Source organism: Streptomyces sp. VTCC 41912 (assembly GCF_045799175.1).
GTDB classification, from domain to species: domain Bacteria; phylum Actinomycetota; class Actinomycetes; order Streptomycetales; family Streptomycetaceae; genus Streptomyces; species Streptomyces albulus_C.
The window spans coordinates 343,551-367,247 of record NZ_JBJMAB010000003.1 but is presented as its reverse complement, the minus strand read 5'-3'; the positions used below and the strand labels follow the sequence as shown (position 1 = coordinate 367,247).

At 74.2% G+C, this 23,697-nt stretch carries 22 protein-coding genes and 1 riboswitch; of the genes, 12 read left to right on the top strand and 10 right to left on the bottom strand.

Features of this window, described 5'->3' with window-relative positions:
* Nucleotides 1-512: 512 nt before the first annotated feature.
* The 3 genes from ACJ6WD_RS07055 to ACJ6WD_RS07045 form a co-directional block, all read right to left on the bottom strand.
* Entirely contained in the window at nt 513-1,019 is a 507-nt protein-coding gene (locus tag ACJ6WD_RS07055) for a DUF6344 domain-containing protein (RefSeq protein WP_233657159.1), read from the bottom strand.
* A 346-nt stretch (nt 1,020-1,365) separates the two neighbouring features.
* Entirely contained in the window at nt 1,366-1,803 is a 438-nt protein-coding gene (locus ACJ6WD_RS07050) for a DUF5994 family protein (protein ID WP_331247645.1), read from the bottom strand.
* Between the two features lie 127 nt (nt 1,804-1,930).
* Nucleotides 1,931-2,155 carry a hypothetical protein gene (locus ACJ6WD_RS07045; RefSeq protein ID WP_020963616.1) on the bottom strand — a complete coding sequence of 75 codons (225 nt, stop codon included), beginning with the start codon at nt 2,153-2,155 and terminating at the stop codon, nt 1,931-1,933.
* Nucleotides 2,156-2,419: 264 nt separating this feature from the next.
* Between ACJ6WD_RS07045 and ACJ6WD_RS07040 the strand changes: the two genes are divergently transcribed.
* The gene (locus ACJ6WD_RS07040; RefSeq protein ID WP_016571096.1) at nt 2,420-2,875 is read left to right on the top strand and encodes a tellurite resistance TerB family protein; all 456 of its coding nucleotides are present in this window, start codon (nt 2,420-2,422) and stop codon (nt 2,873-2,875) included.
* Between the two features lie 85 nt (nt 2,876-2,960).
* On the opposite strand, the gene ACJ6WD_RS07035 is transcribed toward ACJ6WD_RS07040, so the two are convergent.
* On the bottom strand, nt 2,961-3,536 hold the full coding sequence (locus ACJ6WD_RS07035) for a TerD family protein (RefSeq protein ID WP_407615311.1): 576 nt from the start codon (nt 3,534-3,536) through the stop codon (nt 2,961-2,963).
* A gap of 221 nt (nt 3,537-3,757) precedes the next feature.
* Here ACJ6WD_RS07035 and ACJ6WD_RS07030 point away from each other — a divergent pair, with 221 nt between their 5' ends.
* The 4 genes from ACJ6WD_RS07030 (at nt 3,758) to ACJ6WD_RS07015 (ending at nt 7,236) form a co-directional block, all read left to right on the top strand.
* The gene (locus tag ACJ6WD_RS07030; RefSeq protein ID WP_016571094.1) at nt 3,758-4,231 is read left to right on the top strand and encodes a BlaI/MecI/CopY family transcriptional regulator; all 474 of its coding nucleotides are present in this window, start codon (nt 3,758-3,760) and stop codon (nt 4,229-4,231) included.
* A 3-nt stretch (nt 4,232-4,234) separates the two neighbouring features.
* Complete coding sequence (locus tag ACJ6WD_RS07025) at nt 4,235-5,200, top strand: M56 family metallopeptidase (RefSeq protein WP_376557474.1); 966 nt, start codon at nt 4,235-4,237, stop codon at nt 5,198-5,200.
* A gap of 200 nt (nt 5,201-5,400) precedes the next feature.
* On the top strand, nt 5,401-5,595 hold the full coding sequence (locus tag ACJ6WD_RS07020) for a hypothetical protein (protein ID WP_016571092.1): 195 nt from the start codon (nt 5,401-5,403) through the stop codon (nt 5,593-5,595).
* Nucleotides 5,596-5,901: 306 nt separating this feature from the next.
* Nucleotides 5,902-7,236, top strand: a complete 1,335-nt coding sequence (locus tag ACJ6WD_RS07015) for an LCP family protein (RefSeq protein WP_376441566.1) — start codon at nt 5,902-5,904, stop codon at nt 7,234-7,236.
* Nucleotides 7,237-7,353: 117 nt separating this feature from the next.
* Here ACJ6WD_RS07015 and ACJ6WD_RS07010 read toward each other — a convergent pair whose 3' ends face one another.
* Nucleotides 7,354-7,644 carry a DUF1876 domain-containing protein gene (locus ACJ6WD_RS07010; protein WP_407615310.1) on the bottom strand — a complete coding sequence of 97 codons (291 nt, stop codon included), beginning with the start codon at nt 7,642-7,644 and terminating at the stop codon, nt 7,354-7,356.
* A gap of 250 nt (nt 7,645-7,894) precedes the next feature.
* On the opposite strand from ACJ6WD_RS07010, the gene ACJ6WD_RS07005 reads away from it, so the two are divergent.
* Entirely contained in the window at nt 7,895-8,632 is a 738-nt protein-coding gene (locus tag ACJ6WD_RS07005; protein ID WP_407615309.1) for a DUF4097 family beta strand repeat-containing protein, read from the top strand.
* 119 nt (nt 8,633-8,751) lie between these two features.
* Complete coding sequence (locus ACJ6WD_RS07000) at nt 8,752-10,023, top strand: MFS transporter (protein WP_233657164.1); 1,272 nt, start codon at nt 8,752-8,754, stop codon at nt 10,021-10,023.
* Nucleotides 10,024-10,104: 81 nt separating this feature from the next.
* On the opposite strand, the gene cobN is transcribed toward ACJ6WD_RS07000, so the two are convergent.
* The gene (gene cobN / locus ACJ6WD_RS06995; protein WP_233657366.1) at nt 10,105-13,707 is read right to left on the bottom strand and encodes a cobaltochelatase subunit CobN; all 3,603 of its coding nucleotides are present in this window, start codon (nt 13,705-13,707) and stop codon (nt 10,105-10,107) included.
* A 32-nt stretch (nt 13,708-13,739) separates the two neighbouring features.
* Nucleotides 13,740-13,892: riboswitch (cobalamin riboswitch) on the bottom strand.
* Nucleotides 13,893-13,977: 85 nt separating this feature from the next.
* Here cobN and cobG point away from each other — a divergent pair.
* The 3 genes from cobG to ACJ6WD_RS06980 are packed head-to-tail and all read left to right on the top strand — an operon-like array spanning nt 13,978 to nt 17,683.
* The gene (cobG, locus tag ACJ6WD_RS06990) at nt 13,978-15,486 is read left to right on the top strand and encodes a precorrin-3B synthase (RefSeq protein WP_233657165.1); all 1,509 of its coding nucleotides are present in this window, start codon (nt 13,978-13,980) and stop codon (nt 15,484-15,486) included.
* On the top strand, nt 15,483-16,115 hold the full coding sequence (locus tag ACJ6WD_RS06985) for a precorrin-8X methylmutase (RefSeq protein ID WP_044376979.1): 633 nt from the start codon (nt 15,483-15,485) through the stop codon (nt 16,113-16,115). The genes cobG and ACJ6WD_RS06985 overlap by 4 nt, the downstream gene beginning before the upstream one ends.
* 2 nt (nt 16,116-16,117) lie before the next feature.
* On the top strand, nt 16,118-17,683 hold the full coding sequence (locus tag ACJ6WD_RS06980) for a precorrin-2 C(20)-methyltransferase (RefSeq protein WP_233657167.1): 1,566 nt from the start codon (nt 16,118-16,120) through the stop codon (nt 17,681-17,683).
* A gap of 14 nt (nt 17,684-17,697) precedes the next feature.
* Here the strand turns inward: ACJ6WD_RS06980 and ACJ6WD_RS06975 are convergent, their stop codons facing one another.
* A complete protein-coding gene (locus tag ACJ6WD_RS06975) occupies nt 17,698-18,468 on the bottom strand; it encodes a cobalt-precorrin-6A reductase (protein WP_376557483.1) in 771 nt (256 codons plus the stop codon).
* A gap of 17 nt (nt 18,469-18,485) precedes the next feature.
* Here ACJ6WD_RS06975 and ACJ6WD_RS06970 point away from each other — a divergent pair, with 17 nt between their 5' ends.
* Entirely contained in the window at nt 18,486-19,649 is a 1,164-nt protein-coding gene (locus tag ACJ6WD_RS06970) for a cobalt-precorrin-5B (C(1))-methyltransferase (RefSeq protein ID WP_233657169.1), read from the top strand.
* 81 nt (nt 19,650-19,730) lie between these two features.
* Here ACJ6WD_RS06970 and ACJ6WD_RS06965 read toward each other — a convergent pair whose 3' ends face one another.
* The 3 genes from ACJ6WD_RS06965 to cbiE form a co-directional block, all read right to left on the bottom strand.
* Nucleotides 19,731-20,072: a hypothetical protein gene (locus ACJ6WD_RS06965; RefSeq protein ID WP_233657170.1), complete on the bottom strand. Its 342-nt coding sequence runs from the start codon at nt 20,070-20,072 to the stop codon at nt 19,731-19,733.
* A gap of 142 nt (nt 20,073-20,214) precedes the next feature.
* On the bottom strand, nt 20,215-20,982 hold the full coding sequence (gene cobM / locus ACJ6WD_RS06960) for a precorrin-4 C(11)-methyltransferase (RefSeq protein ID WP_233657171.1): 768 nt from the start codon (nt 20,980-20,982) through the stop codon (nt 20,215-20,217).
* A 21-nt stretch (nt 20,983-21,003) separates the two neighbouring features.
* The gene (gene cbiE, locus ACJ6WD_RS06955; protein ID WP_407615308.1) at nt 21,004-22,305 is read right to left on the bottom strand and encodes a precorrin-6y C5,15-methyltransferase (decarboxylating) subunit CbiE; all 1,302 of its coding nucleotides are present in this window, start codon (nt 22,303-22,305) and stop codon (nt 21,004-21,006) included.
* Nucleotides 22,306-22,528: 223 nt separating this feature from the next.
* Between cbiE and tsaD the strand changes: the two genes are divergently transcribed.
* Nucleotides 22,529-23,602 (top strand): tRNA (adenosine(37)-N6)-threonylcarbamoyltransferase complex transferase subunit TsaD, encoded by a 1,074-nt coding sequence (tsaD, locus tag ACJ6WD_RS06950; RefSeq protein ID WP_407615307.1) that lies wholly within the window; start codon nt 22,529-22,531, stop codon nt 23,600-23,602.
* Nucleotides 23,603-23,697: the final 95 nt, after the last annotated feature.

Sequence of the window (23,697 nt, the reverse complement as noted above, 5' to 3'; positions counted from 1 at the left end):
CACGGATGCCCGAAGCCTCGACTGCCCGGGGGCTGGAGGTCCGAAGCTGTCTGCGGCTTCCTGTCGGTTGCCACGGCGGCTTCTGCTGTCCGGCCTCACGTGGGGCGTTCATGGCTTCGTCACCGGTTCGTGTCCGGCCTCGTGCCCTCGACGTCGCACGCAACGTCACGTCACGTCAAAGTGTGTGGGTACTGCGGTGGAGGGTGCTCGTGGAGCTGGGTTCGGCCCTCTTGCCGAGCCTGGCGTCCGACGTGGCAACGGGCCTGGTGTCGGGCCTGTGGTGGGTCCGCTCGTGGGCTCCGCCATCGGATCCGGCGGTGCGTACGGTCACGCCGGACGGGACGTCCGGGGGGCTGCTCGGGGTGGTGCCCGGTGCGTTCGGCAGCGTGCTGCGGGTGCTGCTGCCGGCTGTGGGCGCCGCTCGGTGGTGCCGGTCCTGCCGCGGGGGTTGCCGCCAGGGAGCGCACCGGACTGCGGTGCGTCGGGTTGCCGGGGCGCATGCGCGGTTGGACTCACACGGCATGGGCGGTGCTGCGCTCGCGGCGGCGGGCGGCCGGGATGGCCGGGGCGGCGGCAGCGCTGTCGAGGTGCGCGGGGTCACCGAACGGGCCCGTGGACAACGGCAGGGCGCCGGCGGTGCGGCGGACGCGGGAGGTGGGGGAGGCCCCGTGCGCCTCGGCGCGGATGCGCTGCTTGATGGTCGGCGGCAGCGTCGGCAGCGGGTCCCGGCGGCGGACCGACGACGCCTCGCCGTACCGGGGGGCGGTGCGCGCGGCGGGCACGAAGGGCTTGACGGGGTCCGCGGCAGGCGTCAACGGACCTGGATCGGGGTCCGGTTCGGCGCCGTGCAGCGCTTCGGGGCGGGCCGTGCCCGGGGCGGTGCTGCCCAGGGTCCGCTCGTGGAGTGCGGCCTCCCGGCGGGCCGCGGACGCGGCGGCGGAGACCCCCAGTGACGCGAGCAGCTTGCCCAGCATCGCCAGGCACACCGCCCAGAACCTCATGACCTTGGTCGCAGCCATGGTCCCTCTCTTTCGGTCGGGATCCCGGGGAGGGATCCACAGGGTTCTTCCTGTTGCGTTTTCTTATGATGAGTACGCAATGGGAGGATTCACGGACCCACGCCCCCGGATCGGCGTTCTTCCGATGAACACCACCCGTCCGCAGTAGTCGCCCCCGGAAAACCCCAGGCAGCAGAGGGATCGGAGGGCGACGGAGCGGCCGGTTCGCGGCGGTGCGGGGGCCGCGGGGCGAGGCCGCGGGATGCGCGCTCCGGATTCCCGCGGTATGCCGGAGACCGACGGCCACGCTCCGCGCGCGGCCGCCGCGTTCCCTGGGGTGATGCGGGCTCGGCCAGGTGATGCGGTGTCAGGCCGGGGTCGGCACGCCGGCCCGCGCCGTCTCCGCCAGCATCCGGAGCGCGTCGGGCTCGGGGGTCGCGGGCGCCAGGATCAGCAGGTCCCAGCGGCCGTGGCCGGCCGCGACCAGGCAGACGGTGTCCGGGCCGGGGCGGTTGGTGGTGTGGCGCAGCCGGACGACGTGACCGGCGACGAGGATCCGGCCGGGCAGCGCGGACCAGCCGGCACCGTTCACCGTGGCGTGCGTGATCCGCGGCCAGTCGAAGGGCAACGCGGCCAGCAACTCGGGGAGTTCGGTGAGCAGGTCCGTGGAGTGCGGCCACCACACGCCGTCGATCCGCCGGGTCACCTCCCCGTGCGGGGCGATGGCCAGTCGGGCGACCGGCGGCGGTGCGTGGCGCTGCGGGGGGCGGGGGTGCGGGGAGCGGCCCTCGGGGGCGGTGGTCATACGTCGCTCCTGACGCGACGGATGGCGACCGCGGCGGCCGCGATCGCCGGGGACGGGAGGGGCCGGGCGAAGCCTGTCGTCGAGGGACGGCGGTCGGGCGACGGGCGGGCGGATCCGGCGGCGGGCGTCACCGGTCGTCGCCCGGCTCCCGGGAAGGCGGCGGGCCCGTCGGGTGCGCCCCGGGGCCGGCGCCGTGCGGGTGCTTGTGCAGCCGCTGCTGGAACGATTCCTTCAGGTGCGCGTACCGGTGCGGGGTGGGCCGACCGACCGTCTGGGCGTTGACCCGGATCAGGAACAGCACGCCCAACGCGATCAGGGCCAGCAGCACGAGCACGGACAAGAAGGTCTGCATGGCGCTCACCCGCAGGGTCCCGGGCACTCACGACGCGAGCATCCGGGACATCGTCGGAAACTCTTCGCTTTGCACTGGCTTCTCCACCGTACTCCGCACAGTGGGGGCATATCGCACCAAAGTTGGCCATGACGACCGGGGGCGGCATCCGCACACCTTCTACAGGGCTGTAGATTTTACTTACGCATGACCAAACGCATGCGTGAAGCATGCCCAGGGCCCGCCCTCCGCATGCTCGCGTCACGACCAGCCGAGGAGATTCACATGGCGCTCTGGGACCGGATCCGAGAGTCCGCGCAGACGATGCAGAGCCAGCTCGTCGCCAAGAAGAACGACCTCAAGAGCGGCGCCTTCCGCGACGCCAGCATGGCGATGTGCGCCCTGGTGGCCGCCGCGGACGGGGTCGTCGACCCGTCGGAGCGCCGGCGGGTGGCGCAGCTGATCGCCACCAACGAGGCGCTGCAGAACTTCCCCGCCGAGGACCTGCGGCTCCGCTTCGAGGGCTGCCTGGACAAGCTCGCCGCCGACTTCGACTTCGGCAAGGTCGCGCTGATGCAGGAGATAGGGAAGGTGAAGAAGAAGCCGGTGGAGGCGCGGGCGGTGGTCCAGATCGGCATCGTCATCGGCGGTGCCGACGGCGACTTCGACCCGACCGAGCGCGCGGTCGTGCGCGAGGTGTGCTTCGCGCTGGGGATCCCCCCGGCCGAGTTCGACGTCTGACCACGACGGGAGCGGGGGCCGGCGCGCCCCCGCTCCCGTGCCGTGCGACGGACCTCGTCCGCGTCGTGGGGCCGGTGCGCCCGGCTCAGACGTTGACGCCGAAGTCCGCCACGATCCCCGCCAGCCCGGACGCGTAACCCTGGCCCACCGCGCGGAACTTCCACTCCGCGCCGTGCCGGTAGAGCTCGCCGAAGACCATCGCGGTCTCGGTCGAGGCGTCCTCGGTCAGGTCGTAGCGGGCCAGTTCGGCGCCGCCCTGCTGGTTGACGACGCGGATGTAGGCGTTGCGCACCTGGCCGAAGTTCTGGCCGCGGCCCTCGGCGTCGTGGATGGAGACCGGGAAGACGATCTTCGTGACCTCGGCCGGCACGCCGTCCAGCGCGACGTTGAGGGTCTCGTCGTCGCCGTCGCCCGCACCGGTGAGGTTGTCGCCGGTGTGCTGCACCGAGCCGTCCGGGCTGGTGAGGTTGTTGTAGAAGACGAAGTGCCGGTCGGAGACGACCTTCCCGGCGTCGGTGCAGAGCAGCGCGCTGGCGTCGAGGTCGTAGTCGGCGCCGGTGGTCGTCCGCACGTCCCAGCCGAGACCGACCGAGACCGCGGTCAGGCCGGGTGCTTCCTTCGACAGCGAGACGTTGCCGCCCTTGGCGAGCGAGACTCCCATGGCTTCCCTCCAGGTGGTGGCCGGTGCCGGTTGCCGTGACCGGTTCCCGGTTGTGAACTAGGACCTGGCGGAAAAACTACAGGAGTGTAGAAGTAAGCGCGGCCGGGAGCGACGCCCGCGGGTGCGAACCCTTGGACGGGCCGGATGGCGGGGCCTCGGCCGCCGTAAAATGCCCCGGCGTCCCAGCCCGCGGGACGCCCGGCGCGACGGGAGGCGACGACATGGGCGGAACACCCTTCGGCAAGGCCCTCGGCGGCAACGGACGGGACCGGGCCCGGCGCGGACAGGGCCAGTTGGAGGCGCAGGTGCTGGCCGCGCTGCACCACGCGCCCGGACCGGCCACCGCCGCCTGGGTCCAGGAGCGGCTCGGCGACGACCTCGCCTACACGACCGTGATGACGATCCTGTCCCGGCTGCACGCCAAGGGGGCGGTCACCCGCGAACGGTCCGGCCGGGCCTACCTGTGGACCCCCGCGGCCGACGAGGCCGGGCTCGCGGCGCTGCGGATGCGCCGTGTCCTGGACGGCGAACCGGACCGGGACGCCGTGCTGACCAGCTTCGTCTCGGCGCTCTCGGCGCACGACGAGGAGGTGCTGCGCAGCCTCCTGGCCCGCGCCGAGGACGACGGCCGGGCTCCCGGTCCCGCCCCGGGGCCGGGCCGCGCGGGCCGCTCGGACGAAGCCCGTGGGGGGTGACCGGTGGGCGTCTTCGTCTTCCTGCCGCTCGTCCTGCCGCTGACCGCGCTGCCGATCGCCCGGCTCGCGGAGCAGCACCTGCACCCGCGGGTGACCACGCGGCTGCTGACCCTGCTGGCCGTGGTCCTCGGGGTGTGCAGCACGCTCTGCCTGGGCCTCCTGGTGGTCGTCGGGACCGCCCAACTGCCCGGCAACCCGCTGCCGGACGGCTGGTCGGACCCGGAGGTGCGGGCCGCCGTGCCGTTCGCCGAGGTGGCCGGCATCGCGGCGATCTTCGCGTTGACCGCCGCCCTCACCGTGTGCGGCGCCGCCCTGCGCCGGGACCTCCGCATCCGGCTCCGGGCCCACCGCGCGCTCGGCGTCCTGCCGGTCGGCGCCGATCCCGCGGTGCTGCCGGACGACGATCCGTACGCCTACGCCGTGCCCGGCACCCCCGCACGACCGGGGCGGCCGGCCCGGGCCGGCCGGATCGCGGTGTCCCGGGGCATGCTGCGGAGTTTGGACGAGGACGAGCGGTGCGCCCTCTTCGCCCACGAGCGGGCGCACCTGAACTGCCGCCACCACCGCTACCTGCTCGCCGTCCGACTGGCCGGGTGCGTCAACCCGCTGCTGCTGCCGCTGCGTTCCGCGGTCGCGTTCAGTGCCGAGCGCTGGGCGGACGAGGAGGCGGCCCGGGCGGTCGGCGACCGGCGGCTGACCGCCCGCGCGGTGGGGAAGGCCGCGCTGATCTCGCGGCCCGCGCCGTACCCGGTGGCGGTGCAGTTCGCCGCGCCCGAACCCGGGCCGGTGCCGCGGCGGGTGGCGGCGCTGCTCGGCCCGGTGCCCTCGGCCCGCACCTGGCCGCCGGCGCTGACCCCGGCGGGGCTGGCCGCGCTGGTCGCCGCGGCCGGCACGGCGGCGTCCGCACTGTCCGCGCTGAACGCGTCGGTAGCTCTGTTCCTCGTTCTGAAGGCAGCAACGCCGTGGTGAGTGCACACTGATGCCGGACTCTCCAGCACGCCACGCGACGGACACCTCTTTGTGACCCGGAGCACACCAACCGACTTCTACAGCGTTGTAGAAGTTGCCGGTAGGGTTGCGGCTGACATGCGCAACGGGCGCTGCCGGAGGGGGAGATGGCGACGAGGTGCGGACCCCTGACCTGGGACAGCCCGCCTCCAGAGGCGGAAGTGCGATGGGTCTATCAACCGGTCGAGGTCCAATACCCCGACGGCGCCTGGGAATTGGGCCGGATCAGCGCCTGGTGGACGGACGGGGCGGGCGAGACGTGGTGCCTGCTGCGCACCGTGCCGCACGGCAGCCGTCCCCAATGGCTCCGCTACGACCCGGAATCCGTGCGGTTGCTGCCCACCGAGGGCATCTGACGCACCGGTACGGGCCACCGCCCCGAGGCCCCCGGCCGGCACCGCCACCCGTCACCGACGGCGCGCCCACCCCCGCGTCCGCACACCTGCGCACTCGGCAAGACCAGCTCCAGAAGGACCAGAAGGGCCATCGGCGTGCATGACAGGACGACGCACAGGCAGGGGGCCCGGCGGGGCAACGGAAGCGGCCGGGGTTCGGCGGCGGACGACGGCGACCGCGGCGCGGGCGGCGGCCGCGCCGAACGGCGGCGGACCGGCTCCGGACGACGGGCCGGCGGCGGCTCCCGCAAGGGCGGGAAGACCAGGATGACCCGGCGCGGCCGGATCGTGGCGTGGACCGGCGGGGTGCTCGGGGTGCTCCTGCTCGGCACGGCCGGGGTCGGCGTGTGGGCGTACCAGCACCTGGACGGCAACATCCACGGCGCGGACGTGAACAGCGAGCTGGGCGGCGACCGGCCGGTCAACCTCAGCCCCGGCTCCAAGAACATCCTGGTCGTCGGCTCCGACAGCCGGGCGGGCACCGGCGGGGAGTACGGCAGCGGGCTGACCACCATGCAGTCGGACACCCTGATGGTGCTGCACATCTCCGCCGACCATAAGTGGGCCACCGCGGTGTCCTTCCCGCGCGACTCCTGGGTGGAGATCCCGGCGTGCGACAAGGGCGGCGGTTCGCAGTCCTCCCCGCACCACTTCAAGATCAACGAGGCGTACACCCTCGGCGGGCTCAGCGGCGACGTCGAAAAGGCCGCGGCGTGCAGCATCAAGACCGTCGAGAAGAACACCGGCCTGCGCATCGACCACTTCGTCTCGGTCGACTTCCAGGGCTTCAAGGGCATGGTCAACGCGCTGGGCGGCATCGAGGTCTGCCCCAAGCAGGCCATCCACGACAAGAAGGCCCACCTCGACATGGAGGCCGGCTGCCAGAACGTCACCGACGAGAAGGCGCTCGGCTACGTCCGCACCCGCTACAGCGTCGGCGACGGCTCCGACCTCGGCCGGATCGGCCGCCAGCAGGAGTTCATGAAGGCGATCGCGGCCAAGGCGCAGTCCAAGCTGACCAGCCCGACCGACCTCTACGGCTTCCTGGACTCCGCCACCAAGTCCCTCACCACCGACAAGGACCTGGCCGGGATCAAGCCGCTGTACGACCTCGCCTCCACGGTCAAGGACATCCCCACCGACCGCCTCACCTTCCTCACCGTCCCCACCTATCCGCGCGAGGCGGACGTCCCCACCGACAAGGCCAACGTCATCTGGCAGTACCCGCAGGCCGGCGAGTTGTTCGCGGACCTCGCCCACGACCGGGAGGTCGGCGCCGCCGGGAAGAAGAAGTTCGCCGAGGCCGAGAAGAACCCGGTGACGGCGCGCTCGGTCCGGGTGCGGGTGCTCAACGGCACCGTCACCCCGGGCCTCGCCGGAGACGCCGCCCAGAAGCTGCGCCAGCTCGGCTTCACCATCGTCTTCACCGACAACGGCGAGCGCTCCGACAAGTCCACCATCAGCTACCCGCCCGGCATGAAGACCCAGGCCCAGGTGCTCGCCTCGCGGCTGCCCGGCACCACCATCGCGGAGTCGGCACAGGCGGCACCGGGGGTGGTGACGCTCACCGTCGGCGCGAACTTCTCCGCGAAGGACAGCTGACGACGGGGACGACCGACGCCCGGCACCCGGGGGACCGGCCGCCGCGGGAACGGCTTCGCGCACGGGTGCGCGGGCGGACCGCGACCGGTCCGCCCGGGGCCGGGCGCACGGGGCCCGTCAGGCGTGCAGGCGCTCGACGGGGCGGGCGGTGTGCACCTCGATGTCGTGCGCGGCGCGGCTGAGCAACTGGTGACTCAGGTCGGACAGCGCCCGCGCCGTCGCCAGCTCGTCCCCGATGGCCGGGACGTTCTCGTCCGCCGGGTTGCACCGGGCGGATCCCTCGCCGATGAGCTGCCCGCCGTCCTTGCCACGTAGCCGGGCCTCGGCCCGTACCTCACTGCCGGATTCGACGATGTCGATCTCCGCGTGCCACGCCTTCGTGTTCGTACCCTTGCCCGTGCCGGTCACCGGAAGCCTCCTTATGCCGCAGCGGAACAGCCCCCACACCCAGCGTCGCACCGGCGCCCGGCGGTCGCACCCGGAGGTCTGCCCCCGCCGTGGCCCGGGGGACAGCCCCATGGTCCAACGGGCGGGAAGTGCCTAGGGTCGGTGGCAGGGGGCCCGGTGCCGGCGGCCGGCAGGCCGTGGCGCGGGCCCGGACCACAGAGGCGACGGGCCGACCCGGAGCCGTGAACGGACCGGATTCCGGGGGGACTTCATGCGCAGGTACGTCCGCTTCACCGGGGCCGCGGCACTCGCCGCGGCCGGGGCACTGGCGCTCGGCGCGTGCGGCCTCGTGGTCGGCGAGACCTTCTCCGACGACGCCACGGTGGCGCAGAAGATCACGGCGGTGCGGGTGGACACCTCCGACGGCGGCGTGACGGTGCACGGCGGCACGGGCGGGAGCACGGCCGGCGTGCACCGCAAGGTCACCTACCGGGGCGACCGGCCGCAGGGGCCGACGTACCGGGTCGAGGGCGGCACCCTGGTGCTCGGCGGCTGCGGCGAGCACTGCTCGGTGACGTACACGGTCGACCTGCCCGGCACGGTGCCGGTGACCGGCGGGACCTCCAACGGCGCGCTCAACCTGTCCAAGGTGGCCGCGGTGCGGGTGACCACCAGCAACGGCGCGATCGACCTGGACGGGGTGTCCGGCGCGGTGGACGTCCGCACCACCGACGGCGCGATCACCGGAAAGGGCCTGGCGGGCACCGGCATCAAGGCCGAGACCTCCAACGGCGAGGTCACGCTCACCGCGACGAAAGCGCAGGACGTCCGGGCGAAGACCTCCAACGGCGCGGTGTCGGTGACCGTACCGGACGCCCCGTTCCAGGTGTCCGCGCAGACCTCCAACGGCGCGAAGCGGATCGCGGTGCGCAACGACCCGGCGGGCCGCTACCGGCTCGATCTGACCACCAGCAACGGGGAGATCCACGCCGGGACGGCCAAGGGCTGAAGGCCCACCGGCCGGCGTCCACGGCGGCGGAACCACCACGTCGGAAAGGCGCCGGACCGTCGGGCCGGCGGCTGCTGGACTGAGAGCACCGCAACCGGTCGCCTCTCAGGACGGACACCATGACGACCACCGGCAGCTCCCACACCGCCCCCGCCCGACGCCCGCACCGGACCACGGCCGCACCGGACTCCGGGAGCCCGGCACGCCCGGCGCCGGCCGGTCGGGCGCCGCTCAAGGGCCGGCTCGCCGTGCTGGCGGTGACCCTCGGCATCTTCACCATCGTCACCACCGAGATCCTGCCGATCGGCCTGCTGACCCGGATCGGGGCGGACTTCGGCGTCTCCGACGGCACCGCGGGGCTGATGATGACGCTTCCCGGGTTCCTCGCCGCCTGCGCGGCGCCGACGGTGACGGTGGCGACCGCCCGGTTCGACCGGCGGCTGATGCTCTGTGGCCTCGTCGCCCTGCTGGCCCTGGCGAACTTCACGGCCGCGGCCGCTCCGGCCTACTGGCTGGTGCTGCTGTCCCGGGTCCTGGTCGGCGTGGTCATCGGCGGGTTCTGGTCGATCGGGGTCGGGCTCGCCGAGCGGCTGGTACCGGCGGCGTCGGCGGGCCGGGCCACCGCCGTGATCTTCTCCGCGGTGCCGCTGGGCTCGGTGATCGGGGTGCCCGCCGGAACCTTCCTCGGCGATCTGGCCGGCTGGCGGACCGCCTGCGCCGCGGTCGGCGGACTGGCGGTGGGGGTGTGGGTGTTGACCGCCCTGGTGCTGCCACCGCTGCCGGCGGTGCGGGCCACCAGTCCGGCGTTGCTGCGCGCCACGCTGCGCGGGGTGCACACCCGGTTCGCGCTGCTGATGACGTTCCTGGTCGTGCTGGCGCACTTCGGCGCGTACACCTACGTGACGCCGTTCCTGGAACGGACCACGCATCTGGCCACCGCCGCGACGGTGACGCTGTTCCTGCTGGTCTACGGCGTCGCCGGGGTCGTGGGGAACTTCGCCGGCGGTGCCGTGGTGGCCCGGCGTCCGCGCGCCGTCTTCGGGACCGCGGCCGCGCTCCTGGCCCTGGCCACGCTGCTGCTACCGGTCCTCGGTCGGGAACCGGTCGGTGCGCTGGCCCTGCTGGTGGTCTGGGGCGTCGCGTACGGCGCGGTGCCGGTCGCCTCGCAGACCTGGTTCGCCAAGGCGGCGCCCGGGGCGCCCGAGGCGGCCTCGGTGCTGTTCACCGCGTCGTTCCAGGCGACGCTGTCGCTCGGCGCGCTGGCCGGCGGGATGGTGGTGGACCGCACGTCCCCCGCGGTGGTGATGGTGCTGGGCGGGGCGACCGCGGTCCTGGTGGCCCTGGTCGCGTGGCTGCACTTCGCCAAGCGGCCTGCGTGGCCGGTGGGTTGAGGGGAGGGCCTCCGCGGAGCGGAGGGAGGCCGGGGCGGTGTTTCACGTGAAACACCGCCCCTCCGTCACGCCCCCGAGCCGTCAGTCCTCGCCCTCCAGCTCGCCCTCGGTCTCCAGGAACGCCTCGCGCAGCGCCGCCAGCGTCTCCGCGTCCGGCTTCTCCCACATGCCGCGGGACTCGGCCTCCAGGAGGCGCTCGGCGATTCCGTGCAGCGCCCAGGGGTTCGCCTCCTGGAGGAACGCGCGGTTCTCCGGGTCCAGGACGTAGGTCTGGGCGAGCTTGTCGTACATCCAGTCGGCGACGACCCCGGTCGTGGCGTCGTAGCCGAACAAGTAGTCCACGGTGGCGGCGAGTTCGAAGGCGCCCTTGTAGCCGTGGCGGCGCATCGCCTCGATCCAGCGGGGGTTGACGACCCGGGCCCGGAAGACCCGGGAGGTCTCCTCCACCAGCGTCCTGGTGCGGACCGTCTCGGGGCGGGTCGAGTCGCCGATGTACGCCTCGGGCGCCTTGCCCTTGAGCGCCTTGACGGTGGCGACCATTCCGCCGTGGTACTGGAAGTAGTCGTCGGAGTCGGCGATGTCGTGCTCGCGGGTGTCGGTGTTCTTGGCGGCCACCGCGATGCGCTTGTACGCCGTCTCCATCTCCTCCCGGGCCGGACGGCCCTCCAGCCCGCGCCCGTAGGCGTAGCCGCCCCAGACGGTGTAGACCTCGGCGAGGTCGGCGTCGGTGCGCCAGTCGCGGGAGTCGATGAGTTGGAGCAGGCCCGCGCCGTACGTGCCGGGACGGGAGCCGAAGATCCGGGTGGTGGCCCGGCGTTCGTCGCCGTGTGCGGCGAGGTCCGCCTGGGCGTGGGCCCGGACGAAGTTGCGGTCGGCGGGCTCGTCGAGGCCGGCGGCGAGCCGCACCGCATCGTCGAGCAGGCCGATGACGTGCGGGAACGCGTCCCGGAAGAAACCGCTGATGCGCAGGGTGACGTCGATCCGGGGGCGGCCCAGCTCGCCGAGTTCGACGGCCTCCAGACCGGTGACCCGGCGCGAGGCGTCGTCCCAGACGGGGCGGACACCCAGCAGCGCGAGCGCCTCCGCCACATCGTCGCCGGACGTGCGCATCGCGCTGGTGCCCCACAGGGACAGGCCGACCGACTCCGGCCAGTCACCGTTGTCCTCGCGGTAGCGGGTCAGCAGCGAGTCGGCGAGCGCCTGCCCGGTCTCCCAGGCCAGCCGCGACGGGACGGCCTTGGGGTCGACGGAGTAGAAGTTGCGGCCGGTCGGCAGGACGTTGACCAGGCCGCGCAGCGGCGAGCCGGACGGACCGGCCGGAACGAACCCGCCGTTCAGGGCGTGCACCGCGTGGTCGACCTCGGCCGTGGTGCCGGCCAGTCGCGGGACGACCTGCCGGGCCGCGAAGTCGAGGACGTCCGCGACCGCGGTCGGGTGCCCCTCGGCGACCCGGGCCACCGCGGCCGGGTCCCACTCCGCGTCCTCCATGGCCTGGACCAGTCCGCGGGCGACCGCCTCGGCTTCGTCGGCGGCGGTGCGGGTCGCGGCCGACTCGTCCAGGCCGAGCGCCTCGCGCAGCCCGGGCAGCGCGGAGGTGCCACCCCAGATCTGCCGGGCGCGCAGGATCGCCAGCACGAGGTTGACCCGGGCCTCGCCGACCGGGGCGGCGCCCAGGACGTGCAGGCCGTCGCGGATCTGCGCGTCCTTCACCTCGCAGAGCCAGCCGTCGACGTGCAGCAGGAAGTCGTCGAAGCCGTCGTCGTCCGGACGTGCCTCCAGGCCCAGGTCGTGGTCGAGCTTGGCGGCCTGGATCAGGGTCCAGATCTGCGCCCGGATCGCGGGCAGCTTGGCCGGGTCCATCGAGGAGATCGCGGCGTACTCGTCGAGCAGTTGCTCAAGCCGGGCGATGTCACCGTAGGAGTCCGCGCGGGCCATCGGCGGCACGAGGTGGTCGACGAGCGTGGCGTGCACCCGGCGCTTGGCCTGGGTGCCCTCGCCCGGGTCGTTGACCAGGAACGGGTAGACGAGCGGCAGGTCGCCGAGCGCCGCGTCCGGACCGCAGGCGGCGGAGAGGCCGGCGTTCTTGCCGGGCAGCCACTCCAGGTTGCCGTGCTTGCCGAGGTGGACCATGGCGTCGGCGCCGAACCCGCCGTCGGCGGTGGGGGTGGCGATCCAGCGGTAGGCCGCCAAGTAGTGGTGCGAGGGCGGCAGATCGGGGTCGTGGTAGATCGCGATCGGGTTCTCGCCGAAGCCGCGCGGCGGCTGGATCAGTATCAGCAGGTTGCCGCGGCGCAGCGCGGCCAGCACGATGTCGCCCTCGGGGTTGCGGCTGCGGTCGAGGAACATCTCGCCCGGCGGCGGGCCCCAGTGCTCCTCCACGGACTCCCGCAGCTCCTGCGGCAGCGTGCCGTACCAGCGGCGGTAGTCGGCGGCCGGGATGCGGACCGGATTGCGGGCCAACTGCTCCTCGGTCAGCCACTCCTGGTCGTGGCCACCGGCCTCGATGAGGGCGTAGATCAGCTCGTCGCCGTCGCCGGACGCCAGGCCGGGCACCGGCTCGGTACCGAAGTCGTAGCCCTCGGCCTTCAGCCGGCGCAGCAGCGCGACGGCGCTCGCCGGGGTGTCCAGACCGACCGCGTTGCCGATCCGGGAGTGCTTGGTGGGGTAGGCCGACAGCACCAGCGCCAGCCGCTTCTCGGCGGCCGGGATGTGGCGCAGCCGGGCGTGCCGGACGGCGATCCCGGCGACCCGGGCGGCCCGCTCGGCGTCGGCGACGTACACCGGCAGCCCGTCCTCGTCGATCTCCTTGAACGAGAACGGCACGGTGATCAGGCGCCCGTCGAACTCCGGCACGGCGATCTGCGAGGCGGCGTCGAGCGGGGAGAGGCCCTCGTCGTTCTCCTCCCAGGCGGCGCGCGCGCCGGTCAGGCAGAGCGCCTGCAGGATCGGCACGTCCAGGGCGGTCAGCGCGCCGGCGTCCCAGGACTCGTCGTCGCCGCCCGCGGAGGCTTCGGCGGGCTTGGTGCCGCCCGCGGCCAGCACGGTGGTGACGATGACGTCGGCGGCGCGCAGCTCCTCGATCAGCTCCGGCTCGGGGGCCCGCAGCGAGGCGACGTACAGCGGCAGCGGGCGACCGCCGGCCCGCTCGACCTGGTCGCACAGGTCGTGGATGAAGCGGGTGTTGCCGCTCATGTGGTGGGCGCGGTAGTAGAGCACCGCCACGGTCGGGCCGGTCGCCTCCGACGCCGGACGCTCCAGCGGGCCCCAGGACGGGGCGGCCGCGGGCGGCTCGAAGCCGTGGCCGCTGAGCAGAACGGTGTCGCTGAGGAAGCAGGCCAGCTGGGAGAGGTTGGCCGGACCGCCGTGCGCGAGGTAGGCGTGCGCCTCGGCCGCGATGCCGACCGGGACCGTGGACGCCTCCATGAGCTGGGCGTCGGGGGCCTGTTCGCCGGTGAGCACGACGACCGGGCGGTGCTGGCCCGCGGCCAGCAGCACGTCCAGGCCGTCCTGCCAGGCGCGGATGCCGCCGAGCAGCCGGACGACGACGAGGTCGGTGCCCTCGAGGAGTCCGGGGAGTTCGGCGACGTCGAGGCGGGCGGGGTTGGCGAGCCGGTACGGCACGGGACCCGTGGCCGCCCGGGCGCTGAGCAGATCGGTGTCGGACGTCGACAGCAGCAGGATCACGGCGCAGCCCTTCCTCGGGGTGTCCACGCCCCGGGTGGTCGTATGGACGGCGGGAGTTCCTGGCTCACCCGGCGGTGGCCGGGTTCACAGTGGCGGGACCGCGCCGGATTCTCACCGGGCTTCCTCCCTTGGCGCCGTCGCTGGCGTCCGGCGGGTCAGCCGACCCGCCGACCTGCATAGTAAGGGCTGCGGCCGCACCGCGGGAGCGGGCCTTTCGGAGCCGCCCTCCACGCCCCCCTCGCCACGGTTCCGGGCGAAACCGACGTAGGTATGCTCGCCGCCATGCCGCCCTCCCCCGCACCACGCCCCGACCGGGCCGAACCACCCGTTCGGGACCGCGGCGACGCCTGCCCGGGAGCGCTGCGGCTGCACCCCGCCGCCGACGGGAACCTGGCCCGAGTGCGGCTCCCCGCAGGGGACTTGACGGTCCGCCAGGCCACCGCCCTGGCGGACGCAGCGGAACGCCTCGGCGACGGGCACCTCTCGCTCACCTCCCGCGGCAACGTCGAACTGCGCGGCCTGCCCGACGACGGCGGCCGGCACCTCGCCGACCTCCTCGCCGACGCCGGGCTGCTGCCGTCCGTACGCCATGAGCGGATCCGCAACGTACTGGCCTCGCCGCTGGCCGGACTGGACCGGCACACCCCCTCCGACGTGCGGTTGTGGGCCCGGAACCTGGACGCGCTGCTGTGTGCGAGCGATGCCGCGACAGGACTTTCGGGCCGCTTCCTGTTCGTCCTCGACGACGGTCGGGGCGACGTGGCCGGCCTGGGCGGCGATGTGACCTTGCTCGCAGAATCCGGTCGACAGGACCCGCCGGCCGCCGGGTACGCACCGGGCGCCGCGTCCGGGTGGGGAGCGCTGCTCCGGGTCGGCGACGACCGGGCGGCACTGCGGATCGCGGCGGACGACGCCCCGCGGGCGGCCCTGACGGCCGCCGAGGTCTTCCTGGCCGCGGCCGCGGAGCGCGGCAGCGGCGCCTGGCGCGTCCGTGAGCTCCCCACCGCAGGACCGCTGACCGCCCAGGAGGTGCAGCGTGCGCTGCGGGCCGCGGGCATCGCCGCGGAGCACGTGGAACATCCGGCCGCCCCCGTCCCAGGGTCGGCCGCGCACTATGCCGATGCCACCGCCCCCGGCCCGGTCGAGGGGCCCGACGGTCGCCGCGCGCTGGCGGTCCTGGCACCGCTCGGCCGGCTGGCCGCGGCCCAGTGGCGGCTGCTGACCGCGACCGCCGCCGCGGACGGCGACGGCGAACTGCGCCTCACGCCCTGGCGCGGTGTCATCGTCCCCGGCCTGGCCGCCGCACCGGCGCACCGGCGGCTGCGCGAGTTCGCCGCCGCCGGCCTGATCACCGACCCGGCATCCCCCTGGCGCCGGGTCACCGCCTGCACCGGCCTGCCGGGCTGCGCCAAGTCCCTCACCGACGTGCGGAGCGATGCGGCGGGCGTGCTCGCCAGGGGCGAAACGGTTCCGGCGAACGGTTCGGGTGCGCCCGTCGGGCTGCCCGTGCACTGGTCGGGCTGCGAGCGGCGGTGCGGCCATCCGCACGGTGCCTGGGTCGACGTGCTGGCGACGCCCGACGGCTATCGGACCACCGCGATGTCTCCCAAGTCCCTTGCCCGACCGCCGGTTTCACGTGAAACAGCCGGGCCGGGCACCGTTTCACGTGAAACGCCCCGGCCGGGCGTCGTTTCACGTGAAACGCCGAGCGCATCCGCCGCCCCTCCGGCTGCCCCGCTCCCCTCCACCCCTCAACCCACCACCCCGAGGCCCCAGTGACCGCGTTCGACTACGAAAAGGACGGGGCGGCCATCTACCGCCAGTCCTTCGCCACCATCCGCGCCGAGGCGGATCTCTCCGCACTGCCCGCCGACGTCAGCCGGGTCGCGGTCCGGATGATCCACGCCTGCGGCATGGTCGATCTCGTCCGCGATCTGGCCTTCACCCCGGGCGTCGTGGCCAGTGCGCGCGCCGCGCTGCGGGCCGGTGCGCCGATCCTGTGCGACGCCACGATGGTCGCCAGCGGGGTGACCCGCAAGCGGCTGCCGGCGGACAACGAGGTGCTGTGCACCCTCGGCGACCCGTCGGTCCCGGAGCTCGCCGCGCGGATGGGCACCACACGCAGCGCTGCCGCCCTCGAACTGTGGCGGGACCGGATGGAGGGCGCCGTGGTCGCCTTCGGCAACGCGCCCACCGCGCTCTTCCGGTTCCTCGAAATGATCGAGGAGGGGGCGCCCCGCCCCGCCGCCGTCCTCGGCATCCCGGTCGGCTTCATAGGCGCGGCCGAATCCAAGGACGCGCTGATCGACCATCCGTCGAAGCTGGATCACATCGTGGTGCGCGGGCGGCGCGGCGGCAGTGCCATGGCCGCGGCCGCGATCAACGCCCTGGCGAGCGAGGAAGAGTAGGCGTGAGCGAGCAGCAGGCGAGCAGCGGCACGACGGACCCGGCGGCCGCGCAATCCCCGGAGCGGTCCACCGGCCACCTCTACGGCGTCGGCCTCGGCCCCGGCGACCCGTCCCTGATGACCGTGCGGGCGGTGGAGGTCATCGCCCGGGCCGACGTGGTGGCCTACCACAGCGCCCGGCACGGCCGGTCGATCGCGCGCTCCATCGCAGCGCAGCACATCCGCCCGGACCACATCGAGGAAGCCCTGGTCTATCCGGTCACCACCGAGTCGACCGACCATCCCGGCGGCTACCGCGGAGCCCTGGACGAGTTCTACGAAGCGGCGGCGGCGCGCCTCGCGGCCCACCTGGACGCCGGCCGCACCGTCGCGGTGATCTCCGAGGGCGACCCGTTCTTCTACGGCTCCTACCAGCACATGCACAAGCGGCTGGCCCACCGCTACCCGACCGAGGTCATCCCCGGCGTCACCTCCATCAGTGCCGCCGCGGCCCGCCTGGGCACCCCGCTCACCGAGGCCGACGAGGTGCTGACCGTCCTGCCCGGCACCCTGCCCGAGGAGGAGCTGACGGCGCGTCTGAGCGCCACCGACTCCGCCGTCGTGATGAAGCTCGGGCGCACCTTCCCCGGTGTCCGTCGTGCGCTGGAGCGCTCCGGCCGGCTCACCGAGGCCCGCTACGTCGAGCGCGCCACCATGGCCGGGGAGCGCACCGGCGCGTTCTCCGACGTCGATGCCGACTCCGTGCCGTACTTCTCGGTCGCGGTGGTGCCCAGCCGCATCGCCACCGCCGCGGAGCAGCCGGAGCCGGTGGCCGCGGACCGCGGTGAGGTGGTCGTGGTCGGCACCGGCCCGGCCGGCCCGCGCTGGCTCACCCCGGAGTCCCGCGGCGCCCTCGCCGCCGCCGACGACCTCGTCGGCTACACCACGTACCTGGACCGCGTACCGGTGCGCCCCGGGCAGCACCGGCACCCCTCGGACAACAAGGTCGAGTCCGAACGCGCCGAATTCGCCCTGGACCTGGCCCGCCGCGGCCGCCGGGTGGCCGTGGTCTCCGGCGGCGACCCCGGCATCTTCGCCATGGCCACGGCGGTCCTGGAAGTGGCGTCGGAGGAGCCCTACCGCTCCGTTCCGGTGCGCGTGCTGCCGGGCGTCACGGCCGCCAACGCCGCCGCCGCCCGCGCCGGCGCCCCCTTGGGCCACGACTACGCGGTGCTCTCGCTCTCCGATCGCCTCAAGCCCTGGGAGGTGATCGCCGAACGGCTGCGCGCGGCGGCCTCCGCCGACCTGGCGCTGGCCCTCTACAACCCCGGTTCCCGCAGCCGCACCTGGCAGGTGGCGAAGGCCCGGGACGTCCTGCTGGAGCACCGCGCGCCGGACACCCCGGTCATCCTCGCCCGCGACATAGGCGGCCCCGAGGAATCGCTCCGCACCGTGCGCCTCACCGACCTCGACCCCGACCAGGTCGACATGCGCACCATCCTGCTCGTCGGCTCGTCCCAGACCCGGCGGGTCCGGCGCGGGGACGACTCGGAGGTGGTCTGGACTCCGCGCAGGTACCCCGAGCGCTGACCGCCCGCGCGGCGTCAGCCGAGGAGCGTGCGCACCCAGTCCACCGCCGCGCCCGGCTCGGCGGCCACCGGCACGCCCTCCGGGACCGGCGGTCGCTGGACGACCACCACCGGCACCCCGGCCTCCCGTGCGGCCGCCAGCTTCGGGGCGGTCGCCGCGGCGCCGCTGTCCTTCGTCACCAGCACGTCGATGCGGTGCCGGCGGAGCAGGTCCCGTTCGCCTTCGAGGGTGAACGGGCCGCGGTCCAGGACGGTCGCCATCCGGGGCGGGTGCGGGGGCTCGGGGGCATCCACCGAGCGGACCAGGAACCACGGGTCCGTGAGGTGGGCGAAGTGGGCGAGGCCCATCCGGCCGGTGGTGAGGAAGACCCGGTCACCGAGGGTGGGCAGGACGGCGGCGGCCTCGGTGAGGGAGCGGACCGGGTGCCAGACGTCCCCGGGCTGCGCGTCCCAACCGGGGCGGCGAAGGGCCAGCAGGGGAACATGGGCGGTGGCGGCGGCCTGGGCCGCGTTGAAACTGATCGTGTCGGCGAAAGGATGGGTGGCGTCGATGAGCGCGTCCACCGCGTGCTCGCGCAACCAGCGGGCGAGGCCCTCCGGGCCGCCGAACCCACCGATGCGCACGTCGCCGGCGGGCAGCCGGGGGGCTGCCACCCGGCCGGCCAGCGAGGTCGTCACCCGCACCCCCGGCTCCGTCGCCAAGGCCGCGGCGAGGCGGCGGGCCTCCGTGGTGCCGCCGAGGATCAGCACCTGGCGGACGGGTTCGTGGACGGGTGAGGTCGGCATGAGCGGCGGGTTCCTCCGTGGGTGAAACGCAACCGAAGGGTACGGGAGGGCGGAGCGCGCAGCTCGCGCACACCGGGCTTCGGCACGGCTGGACGACGGGGGCGTGCGCCACGGCCGCCAGCACGGCCGCGTACACGGCGCTGTTGCGCGGGGAGTTCCCGGACCCGGTGACGATCACGCTGCCGAAGGGGCAGACGCCGTCCTTCGCGCTCGCGGTGGAGGAGTTGACCGGCGCCGGGGCGGGTCCGGCCACCGCCATGGCCGGGGTGGTCAAGGACGCCGGGGACGATCCCGACGTGACGCACGGCGCGTTGGTGCGGGCCACGGTGCGGGCGCTGCCGGCCGGCAGCGGCGTGGTCTTCGCGGCCGGTCCGGGCGTGGGGACGGTCACCCGCCCCGGACTGCCGCTGGACGTCGGCGAACCCGCCATCAATCCCGTGCCGCGGCAGATGATCCGGGAGCACCTGGCGCGCGTCGCACAGCAGCACGCCGGCAGCGGTGCCACCGCGGACGTCGAGGTGGAGATCTCCGTCGACCACGGCGAGGAGATCGCCCGCAGCACCTGGAATCCGCGCCTCGGCATTCTGGGCGGCCTGTCGATCCTGGGGACGACCGGGATCGTCGTGCCGTACTCCTGCTCGGCGTGGATCGACTCGATCCGGCGCGGAGTGGACGTGGCCCGCGCCGCGGGCCGACGGCACGTCGCCGGGTGCACCGGCTCGACGTCGGAGAAGGTCGCGGTCGCCCTGCACCACCTGCCGGAGGACGCGCTGCTGGACATGGGGGACTTCGCGGGGGCGGTGCTCAAGTACGTCCGCCGCCATCCCGTCGACCGACTGACGATCTGCGGCGGCTTCGCCAAGCTGTCGAAACTGGCGGCCGGTCATCTGGACCTGCACTCGGCACGGTCCCAGGTGGACAAAGGCTTCCTCGCCGAACTGGCGCGGCAGGGCGGCGCCGACGAGGCGCTGGCCGAGGCGGTGGCCGGGGCCAACACCGGCCTCGCCGCGCTCCAGTTGTGCGCGGCGGCCGGCGTTCCCCTCGGCGACCTGGTGGCGGCCACGGCACGGGACGCGTCATTGGCCGTACTGCGGGGTGCGCCGGTCGCCGTCGACGTCATCTGCATCGATCGAGCGGGGCTGGTGGTGGGCCGGGCGGAGTCACGGGGGCCGGGAGGCTAGCGCGACTGGCGCCGGATGTTTCACGTGAAACTCGCCCCGGCCCGATGGCCGGGATCCGACGCCCCGCCGTGCAGCCCCTCGTCACATCCGCGGCAGCGTCTCCCCGCGGCTGAGCCCTTCCTCACGGCTCATGCCGTCGTAACGGCCCCTCTCGTCCTCGCGGCCCGCTTCGGACCGACGGCGCTCGGCAAGGGCCTTGCGCGCCGCCATCTCGCGTGCGCGGTCCATCCGCTCCCGCATGCAGCTGTCGTCCCCACCGGTCAGCGCGCCCAGCGCGCTGCCCAGGGCACAGGCGGCCATCTTGACGGGACTGTCCTTCGACCGGCGCGGGGTGTCCTTGCCGCTGGCGGTGGCGACGGTGCTGCCGGTGAGGGTCAGCACGGTCGCGGCGACGACCGCGGTGGCGGCCATTCTGGTACGCATCCTGGCGTGCTCCTTTGCGTCAACCCCCCTGGGTTTCGCAGCTTCCTTACCGACCTCCGCGAACAGAAAAACAGACATTCACCCCGATGCGGTCATACAATTCAGCCGTACAGGTCTGCCGCACAGCGTGTTTGACGTCGCCTCAGGCACTGCCGTCGCAGGGCGCGTGCGGCCGCTCGCGCTCCGACGAGTAGAGGTGGCTGTCGCGGAACTGCTCGGCGCCCAGCGTGCGGCCGACCATGATCACGGCGGTCCGGACCACGCCCGCTCCCTTCATCTGGTCGGCGATGTCGCCGAGCGTGCCGCGCAGGACGAGTTCGTCGGGCCGCGAGGCCATCGCCACGACGGCCGCCGGGCAGTCGGCACCGTAGTGCGGCAGGAGTTCGTCGACGACCCGGTCCACGTACATCGCGGCGAGGTGCAGCACCAGCAGCGCACCGCTGCGCCCCAAGGTGGCCAGGTCCTCGCCGTCGGGCATGGGGGTGGCGCGCTGGGCGACGCGGGTGAGGATGACGGTCTGGCCGACGGTGGGCACGGTCAGTTCGCGCTTGAGCGCGGCGGCCGCCGCGGCGAACGCGGGTACTCCGGGCACGACCTCGTACGGCACCCCCGCCGCGTCCAGGCGCCGCATCTGCTCGGCCACCGCGCTGAACACCGACGGGTCGCCGGAGTGCAGCCGGGCCACGTCCTGGCCCTCCTCGTGGGCGCGGACCAGCTCCGCAGTGATCGCGTCCAGGTCCAGGTGCGCGGTGTCGATCAGCCGGGCCCCCGGCGGGCACTCGGCGAGCAGTTCGCGCGGCACCAGGCTTCCCGCGTAGAGGCAGACCCCGCAGGAGGCGAGGGTGCGGGCGCCGCGCAGGGTGATCAGGTCGGCGGCGCCGGGGCCCGCACCGATGAAGTAGACGGTCATGGCTGTCGGTCTCCTGGGGAGTTACGAGGGGTCCTGGGAGCGGGGCGGCGCGGCGGCCTCCTGCGGGCCGGGGTCCGGCGCGGCGGACGAGCCGGGCTTGACCGCCGACCACTGGGTGACCGGCATCGCCTGCCGCCAGCCCGTGAAGCCGCCGACCGGCACCGCGTGGGCGACCGCGAGCCGCACCAGTTCGCCGCCGTGCCGCCGGTACCACTGCGTGAGCAGCGCCTCGGACTCCAGCGTCACGGTGTTCGCGACGATCCGTCCGCCCGGGGGCAGCGCCTCCCAGCAGGCGTCCACCAGGCCGGGGGCGGTCAGTCCGCCGCCGATGAACACCGCGTCCGGCGTCGGCAGTCCGGTCAGTGCGGCGGGCGCGGCCCCCTGCACCACGCGCAGCGCCGGGACGCCGAGCGCCCCTGCGTTGCGGTCGATCCGTGCCGCCCGCGCGACGTCCCGTTCGACGCTGACCGCCCGACAACTGCGGTGCGCGCGCAGCCATTCGACGGCGATGGAGCCGGACCCCCCGCCGATGTCCCAGAGCAGCTCGCCGGGCGCGGGGGCCAGCGCGGCCAGGGTGGCGGCCCGGACATGACGCTTGGTCAACTGGCCGTCGTGCTCGTAGGCGTCGTCGGGGAGGCCGGGCACGACCGGCAGCCGGAGCGCGTCCGGCGCCCGCACGCAGTCCAGGGCGATCACGTTGAGCGGATCGCCGGCGGGCGCGTCCCAGCGCTCCGCCCGGCCCTCGACCACCCGCTCGCGGGCGCCGCCGAGTTGTTCGAGCACCCGCATCCGGGTCGGGCCGAAGCCCCGTTCCCGCAGCAGCTCCGCGACCTCAGCGGGCGTCGCCGGCCCGGCGGACAGCACCAGGACCCGCCGTCCGTCGTGCAGCGCCCGCACGACGTTCGCCGCCGGCCGGCCGACCAGCGTGACGACCTCGGTGTCCTCCACCGCCCAGCCCAGTCGCGCGCAGGCGTACGCCACGGACGACGGATGCGGCACCACGCGCAGCGGCCGCCGCACCGCCGCGTCCTGCGCCATCACCTCGGTCAGGGTCCGGCCGATGCCGTGGAACATCGGGTCCCCGCTGGCCAGCACGCAGACGCGGCGTCCGGCGTGCGCGGCGAGCAGCCCGGGCACGGCGGGACGCAGCGGCGAGGGCCACGGCTCCCGCTCCCCGGCGCACTCCGCGGGCAGCAGCGCCAGCTGGCGCACCCCGCCGATCAGCACCTCGGCCGCGACCAGCTCCCGCTGTGCGGCCGGCGACAGTCCCTCCCAGCCATCGGCCCCGATGCCTACGACGGAGAGCGGGAGCTGGGGAGTCACTGCGGGGCACCTCGGGGCGCGAAGGGACCGAACGGAGGTCGCGGGGCGATCGGGGGACGGGTGCCGAACTTTACTGACCGGCCCGGCGGCGCCGGCTCCCGGGGAGGGCGCACGTCTCCCGGCACGCTCCGGTGCGCCCACCCCCACCCTTCTTGCACATTGTTTGCAATTACTTGCTAATACTGTCCAGGGCACGGAACGCGACGCGGAAGGAGTGCGGCCCATGGGCTCGCCGGTGGTGCTGGGCATCGAATCGTCCTGCGACGAGACGGGCGCCGGCCTGGTCCGGGACGGGCGCCTGCTCGGGCACACCGTCGCGTCGAGCATGGCGGAGCACGCGCGGTTCGGCGGAGTGGTGCCGGAGATCGCCGCCCGGGCACACCTGCACGCGCTGACGCCCGTGGTGCGCAGCGCGCTGGCCGACGCGGGCCTACAGGCATCCGACATCGGGGCGGTGGCGGTCACCACCGGACCGGGACTCTCCGGCGCGCTCCAGGTGGGACTGGCCGGGGCCAGGGGGCTGGCGTACGCGCTGGACGTCCCGCTCTACGGCGTCCACCACCTCGCCGGCCACGTCGCCGCCGACACCCTCGCGCACGGTCCGCTGCCCGACCCCTGCGTGGTGTTGATCGTCTCCGGCGGGCACACGTCGCTGCTGCTCGTACGGGACCTGGCCCGCGACCCGATCGTGCACCTCGGCGACACGGTGGACGACGCCGCCGGCGAGTGCTTCGACAAGGTCGCGCGGGTCTTCGGACTGCCCTACCCGGGCGGTCCGGCCATCGACCGGACAGCGCGCGAGGGGGATCCGCGCGCTGTCCACTTTCCCCGCCCGCTCACCACGGGCCCGGCCGAGAAGCGGTTCGCGTTCTCCTTCTCGGGGTTGAAGACGGCGACGGCGCGCTGGGCGGAGACGCACCGCGCCGCGGGCCGTCCGCTGCCGGTCGCCGACGGCGCGGCCGCGCTGCAAGAGGCCGTCGCCGACGTGCTGACCCGCAAGGCGGTCGCCGCCTGCACCGAGCACGGCGTCGGCACGCTGGTGGTGGTCGGCGGCGTGGCGGCCAACTCCCGGGTGCGCGCGCTGGCCGAGGAGCGCTGTGCCGCCGCCGGCATCGCCCTGCGGGTCCCGCCGCTGGGGTTGTGCACGGACAACGGCGCGATGATCGCGGCCGTCGGCGACCTGCTCGTCCGGGCCGCCGCCGCACCGGCGCCGCTCGACGTGTCCATCGATCCGTCGGCACCTCTGGAGTACGCGGCGCTGCACCCCGTCGCCGCGGGCCGTGCGCGGGCCGCCTGACGGCCGCCGGTAGCTCGTTTCACGTGAAACGACGGATGACCACCGCGCGGAGCGCACCGGACCGGACCGTGTCCGTCCGCTCACGCCTCTCCGTC